A 6,042-nucleotide genomic window follows, 5' to 3' on the forward strand; every position below is an offset into this window, starting at 1 on the left:
TCTTCGTTGGCGTATCACTCGGACCCCCTCGCCAGCTGTCCGGCGGCCGGCGTCGGCCCGCCGCCCTTGTAGGTGACCCGCCACAGGGCCGACTTGGAGTCCGAGGTGAAGAAGCCGCGGCCGTAGTCGAGGACGTACAGCGCGCCGTCCGGGCCGAACTTCCAGCCCATCAGGTTCTTGATGCCGTCGTTGCCGATCGGCACGATCTTCTTCAGCGACTCCGAGTGCACCGGCAGACCGCCGTCGCCCTGTGTCTTCGGGTCCATCAGCACCGCGTTGCGCGGCTGGTCGGAGTCGTAGAAGTCCCCGACGAACCACTTCCCGTCCCAGTACGCGGGCCACTTGGTCTCACTGGTGCTGTCCGCGTCGAAGCGGTAGAGCGGGCCGTTCATGGCGGCCTGGCCGCCGCCCTTGAGCCAGGGCAGCCGGTAGGTGGCCTCGTCCTGCTTGTACGACGGGATGCCGTTCTCGTCGCGCGGGAAGTCGGGGCCGCCGCCCTGCGGCGAGTACCAGATGTTGTTGCCGGTCACCGGCGGCAGGTTGACCAGGCCGTCGTTGTTCGGCGACTCGTTCTTCGGGGCGTCGCAGTCGTACCAGCCCAGCGGCTTCGTCGGGTCCGGCAGGTTCCGGTCCCGGTACGGCTGCTTGTTGCCCATGCAGTACGGCCAGCCGCGGTTGCTCGCCTTGGTGATGGTGGCGAACGTGTCGTACTTCGCCGGACCCCACGTCGTCGACGGGGCGCCGGCGTCCGGGCCGACCCAGCCCGCGTACAGGGTGTCGGTGGCCTTGTCGACGGAGATGCGCGCCGGGTTGCGCACACCCATCACGTAGATCTCCCCACGCGTCTTGCCACCGCCCTCGGCGGTCTCCTTCCCGGTGAAAAGGTTGCCCTCGGGCAGCGTGTAGGTGCCGTCCGGCTCCGGGTGGATGCGCAGGATCTTGCCGTTGAGGTTGTTGGTGTTGCCGGCGGTGCGGCGCGCGTCGGCGAAGGAGACGCCCTTGAAGTTGGGCTGCGGGTTGTTGCCCGAGTAACCGTCACTGAAGCCGCTGGAGTTGTTGTCACCGGTCGCGATGTACAGGTTGCCCTTGGAGTCCCAGGCCATCCCGCCGCCCGCGTGGCAGCAGCTGTGGATCTGCACCGGCCACTTCAGCAGCACCTTCTCGCTGCCCAGGTCCAGCTTGTTCGTCGCCCGGTCCAGCGTGAAGCGGGAGACCCGCCGCTCCGCCATGTGGGTGTCGCGGTTGATCTGCGAGTGCGGCGTGTAGTGCAGGTACACCCAGCCGTTCTCCGTGAACCGCGGGTCCAGCTCGATGCCGAGCAGGCCCTCCTCGACCTTGACCAGTTCGTCGCCGCCGCCCTTGTTGCCGAAGACGGTCAGCGCGCCCGCGAGGGTGACCTTCTTGGTCTTCGGGTCCCAGACGTGGACCTCGCCCGTGCCCTTGCCGATGTCGGGGTTGTTCCAGTCGGTGATCACGGGCTTGGAGGAGTCGGCGCCGCCGCGTCCGATGTAGAAGACGCGGCCGTCGGGCGCGGTGACCAGGCCGTGCGGTTCGCCGATCTGGTCGTTCTGGCCGGGCTGGTTGGCCTGGGTGAGCCGCTCGGCCCGGTAGTTGCCGGTGATGGTGGCCTTGCAGTCGGCCTGGGCCAGCCGCGTCGTCCACATCAGGGCGCCGCGCAGGTGGGCGCGGAAGTCGGTCTCGTCGTAGGACGACACCGTGCCGCCCATACCGGTGTAGAAGGACCGGCCGCCGTCGTAGTCCCGGCACCAGCTGACCGGGTGGTCCCAGCCGTTGGCGCCGGCACCCGGCTGGTACGTCGACTCGCGCACCCGGGCGACGGTGTGGACGTCGCCGGACGGGTTCTTCGCCCAGTTCAGCCAGGTGTCCGGGCGCTTCCACTGCGTCGGCAGGTCCTTGGTGGCCGGATGGCGCCGGTCACCGACCTCGACGGTGGCCCGCTGGACGGTCTTCGGGCTCGACGCCGCCGGGCGGGCCCCGACCAGACCGGTGAACCAGTCCGAGTACGGCTCCGCGCGGGCCGCGTCGTGGACGCCGACGAACCCGCCGCCGGCCTCCATGTACGCCTCCAGCCCCGCTTCCTGAGCCGGATCGAGCACGTCACCGCCGCCGGTCAGGAACACGACCGCGTTGAAGCGGCCGAGCCTCTTCTCGTTGGTGAAGACGGAGGCGTTGTCGGTCGCCTCGACCGTGAAGCGCTCCTTCTCCGGGCCGGTCAGCCCGATCCGCTCGATCGCGGCGATCCCGGCGTTGACGACCGGGGACTCGTCCCCGGCCGCGGCGGACCCGTAGAAGATCAGCACCCGTACATTCGCGCCGCCCGGCGGCGACTTGATCGACATCGTTGTCAGGGATGGATCCGGCGCCGGACGTGCGCTTGCTGTGGGGCCGGACAACAGCCCCGCGGCGACGAAACCGGCGGTCGCGAACGCCGCCCAGCCTCTTCTCCTTGCGCTCAACCCTCTCAAGGGCATGGGCACCTCCTCGGTCACGGCAGCAGCGCCAAGGAAGCTAGACCTCTTTGCGCGGTTCGCCAATAGGTATGACCGGGATGGAACCAACTTTGTCCTGAGTGTGGATAAACGCCGTCACAGCCGGTACCGTCCCACAGGTTCATCACAGCCAATCACGGCTGCGTCTGCGCAAACACCGGGTCAGCGTGGGGAGTTCGGCATGGACAGGCGAGGCTTCAACCGACGGGTACTGCTGGGCGGCGCAGCCGTCGCGACATCGTTGTCCATCGCTCCCGAGACCGCGGGCGCGGCCGGCGCGGCGCAGGCCGTCACCGCCGGGACGGCGCCGGCCGGGGGCGAGGTGAAGCACATCAGGATGTACGCCGAGAAGCTGCCCGACGGTCAGATGGGCTACGGCCTCGAGAAGGGCAAGGCGTCCATCCCCGGCCCGCTGATCGAGCTGAACGAGGGCGACACGCTGCACATCGAGTTCACGAACACGATGGACGTACGGGCGAGTCTGCACGTCCACGGCCTGGACTACGAGATCTCCAGCGACGGCACCGCCGCGAACAAGAGCGACGTCGAGCCCGGCGGCACCCGCACCTACACCTGGCGCACCCACAAGCCGGGCCGCCGCGCGGACGGCACCTGGCGGGCGGGCAGCGCGGGGTACTGGCACTACCACGACCACGTCGTCGGCACCGAACACGGCACCGGAGGCATCCGCAAGGGCCTGTACGGGCCGGTGATCGTGCGCCGCAAGGGCGACGTGCTGCCGGACGCGACGCACACCATCGTCTTCAACGACATGCTGATCAACAACCAGAAGCCGCACACGGGCCCCCACTTCGAGGCCACCGTGGGCGACCGCGTCGAGATCGTCATGATCACGCACGGCGAGTACTACCACACCTTCCACATGCACGGTCACCGCTGGGCCGACAACCGCACCGGCATGCTCACCGGTCCCGACGACCCGAGCCAGGTCATCGACAACAAGATCACCGGCCCGGCGGACTCCTTCGGCTTCCAGATCATCGCGGGGGAGGGGGTCGGCGCCGGGGCGTGGATGTACCACTGTCATGTGCAGAGCCACTCCGACATGGGCATGGTGGGGCTGTTCCTGGTGAAGAAGACGGACGGCACGATCCCCGGCTACGACCCGCACGAGCACCCGCACGGGCAGCCGGAGGGGGCCGCGAGCGGAGCGAGGAGTGCCCCGGAGGGGGCCGAGGGGGCCTCCGCGGACGCGCACGCCCACCACCACTGAGGGGCGTCGAGAGCGCTCTCTCCCTCGCGGGGCTGCCGCTATCCTGGCGGCAGCCGCCCGACGAGGAGCCCGAAGTGAGCCAGACAGCGCCGCGTCCCACCCTGGAGGCTGTGGCCGAGCACGCCGGGGTCTCGCGGGCCACCGTGTCCCGGGTGGTCAACGGGGCGCAGGGGGTGCGGGACGCGCTGGCCGAGCGGGTCCGGCGCGCGGTGGAGGAACTGGGCTACGTGCCCAACCAGGCCGCCCGCAGCCTGGTCACCAGGCGGCACGACGCCGTGGCCGTGGTGGCCGCCGAACCGGAGGCCAGGGTCTTCGACGACCCCTACTTCGCCCAGCAACTGCGCGGCATCAGCAAGGAACTGACGGCGCACGACAACCAGCTCGTGCTGCTGCTCACCGAGGGCCGAGAGGACCACGCCCGGGTCGGGCGCTATCTGGCCGGCGGACACGTCGACGGGGCCCTCGTCTTCTCCCTGCACCTCGACGACCCGCTGCCCGGCCTGGTCCGCAGCGCCGGTCTGCCGACCGTGTTCGGCGGACGGCCCGGCTGGGACGACGGCCGGGACGGCGCGGTGTACGTGGACAGCGACAACCGCGGCGGCGCCCGCGCCGCCGTCCGCCACCTGGCCGGCCTCGGCCGCGACCGCATCGCGCACATCACCGGCCCGCTCGACCAGACCTCCGCGGCCGACCGGCTCGCCGGCTTCCGTGACCTCCGGGCGGACGCCGGCCCGGAGCTGGTCGCGCGCGGGGACTTCACCGCGGGTGGCGGGGAGCGCGCGATGCGGGAGCTGCTCGACCGGTGCCCCGACCTGGACGCCGTGTTCGCGGCCAACGACCTCACCGCGGCGGGCGCCCTGCGGGTGCTGCGGGAGAGCGGCCGGCGGGTGCCGGACGACGTGGCCGTGGTCGGCTTCGACGACATGCTGCCCGTCGCCGAGCAGACCGACCCGCCGCTGACGACGGTCCGGCAGGACATCGAGGGGATGGGGCGGCTGATGGCCCGCCTGCTGCTGCGCGGCCTGGACCCTGACGCCGTGGCCGGGGAGGGCGGGGCGACCGTGGCGGACACGTCGTCGGGGGTCGTGCTGCCGACCGCGCTAATCCGCCGCGCGAGTGCGTGAGGCGGTGACCGGGGCCGGAGGACCGCCCCGGGCGACCGCCGCCGCACCGGGGACACCCGTCCGGCCGGCCCCCGTGGCTACGGACGCGCCGGGCGGCTCGCCCGCGCGACCGACGCCCCCGCCCCTCGCCGAGCCGCCACCGTCCCACTCGGCCCACCCGGCGAGGCGGGGTTCCGGCCGGCCCGGCGCTTCCCGTCCGCGCCCGCAGGGTGGGCGACAGGTCGCCGCGGAGCCGCCTAAGCCTTGCCCGGCGACGGTCTGAGCACCGCGAAGCGCGCGCCGTACGGGTCGGCGAGCCGGGCGAGGCGCCCGACGCCCTCGATGTCCGTGGCCGGCATCCGCACCGTGCCGCCCAGCCGTCCGGCCCGGGCCACCGCGGCGTCCGCGTCGTCCACCGCGAAGTACGGCAGCCAGTGGGCGTCCGTCTCCACGGGGTCGCCGGCGAGCGGAACCACGCCGCCGAACATGCTCTCCTCGCCCTCCCCGGCCGGGTTCACGCAGGTGTACGTGCCCGCGCCGGGGAAGCGGACGGCGGAGGTCTCCAGCCCGAGCACCGCGCGGTAGTACGCGGCGGCGGCGGCGACGTCCGCCGTGTACAGCTCGACCCAGCACAGCGCGCCGCTCTCGCCGGCCACGCCGAGGCCGCCCAGTCGCCCCGGCTGCCAGAGGCCGAACCGCGCTCCGCCCCGGTCGGTGAGGATCGCCGCGGTGCCCTGGTCCCGTACGTCCGTCGGGCGCACGAGCACACCGCCGCGGGCCCGCTCCGAGGCGTCGGCGGCGGCCGCCGCGTCATGGCTCTGGAAGTACACCGTCCAGGACGGCGGGCCCTGCTCCGGCGCCGGCCGCGTACCGCCGGCCACGATCCGGCCGTCCAGCTCGAAGAGGCCGTCCTCCCCGGCTCCGGGGCCCGCCGGGCGGAGCCGCCAGCCGAAGAGGCCGGCGTAGAAGGAAGCGGCGCCTTCCAGGTCGGAGGTGGCGACGTCGATCCAGTTCGGGGCGCCGGTGACGTAACGGGTGGTGAGCATCATCGCCCTCCTCGGAAGAGCCCGCTGCCTGCTCTGCCGAGTCTCGCACCGACCACCGACCACCGACCACCGACCACCGACCACCGACCACCGACCACCGACCACCGACCACCGACCACCGACCACCGACCACCGACCACCGACCACCC

4 protein-coding genes are annotated in these 6,042 nt (G+C 72.1%); 2 read left to right on the forward strand and 2 right to left on the reverse strand.

Annotation, left to right across the window (positions count from 1 at the left end; genetic code table 11):
- Positions 1-14 precede the first annotated feature (14 nt).
- The gene (locus ACGF5T_RS27060) at positions 15-2,492 is read right to left on the reverse strand and encodes a ThuA domain-containing protein (RefSeq protein ID WP_366767468.1); all 2,478 of its coding nucleotides are present in this window, start codon (positions 2,490-2,492) and stop codon (positions 15-17) included.
- A gap of 199 nt (positions 2,493-2,691) precedes the next feature.
- Here ACGF5T_RS27060 and ACGF5T_RS27065 point away from each other — a divergent pair, with 199 nt between their 5' ends.
- Both ACGF5T_RS27065 and ACGF5T_RS27070 read left to right on the forward strand, forming a co-directional pair.
- Positions 2,692-3,744, forward strand: a complete 1,053-nt coding sequence (locus ACGF5T_RS27065) for a multicopper oxidase domain-containing protein (RefSeq protein WP_356610835.1) — start codon at positions 2,692-2,694, stop codon at positions 3,742-3,744.
- Between the two features lie 74 nt (positions 3,745-3,818).
- Complete coding sequence (locus tag ACGF5T_RS27070; protein WP_356610833.1) at positions 3,819-4,868, forward strand: LacI family DNA-binding transcriptional regulator; 1,050 nt, start codon at positions 3,819-3,821, stop codon at positions 4,866-4,868.
- A 236-nt stretch (positions 4,869-5,104) separates the two neighbouring features.
- Here ACGF5T_RS27070 and ACGF5T_RS27075 read toward each other — a convergent pair whose 3' ends face one another.
- Positions 5,105-5,893 carry a VOC family protein gene (locus tag ACGF5T_RS27075; protein ID WP_366767469.1) on the reverse strand — a complete coding sequence of 263 codons (789 nt, stop codon included), beginning with the start codon at positions 5,891-5,893 and terminating at the stop codon, positions 5,105-5,107.
- Positions 5,894-6,042: the final 149 nt, after the last annotated feature.

The sequence above is a fragment of the Streptomyces sp. NPDC047853 genome, assembly GCF_043204535.1.
GTDB lineage: Bacteria > Actinomycetota > Actinomycetes > Streptomycetales > Streptomycetaceae > Streptomyces.

What these genes read in the sequence shown, in the direction of transcription:
- ACGF5T_RS27075 (WP_366767469.1), bottom strand. Translation starts at nt 5,893, where the DNA reads ATGCTCACCACCCGTTACGTCACCGGCGCCCCGAACTGGATCGACGTC.
- ACGF5T_RS27065 (WP_356610835.1), top strand. Translation starts at nt 2,692, where the DNA reads ATGGACAGGCGAGGCTTCAACCGACGGGTACTGCTGGGCGGCGCAGCC.
- ACGF5T_RS27060 (WP_366767468.1), bottom strand. Translation starts at nt 2,492, where the DNA reads ATGCCCTTGAGAGGGTTGAGCGCAAGGAGAAGAGGCTGGGCGGCGTTC.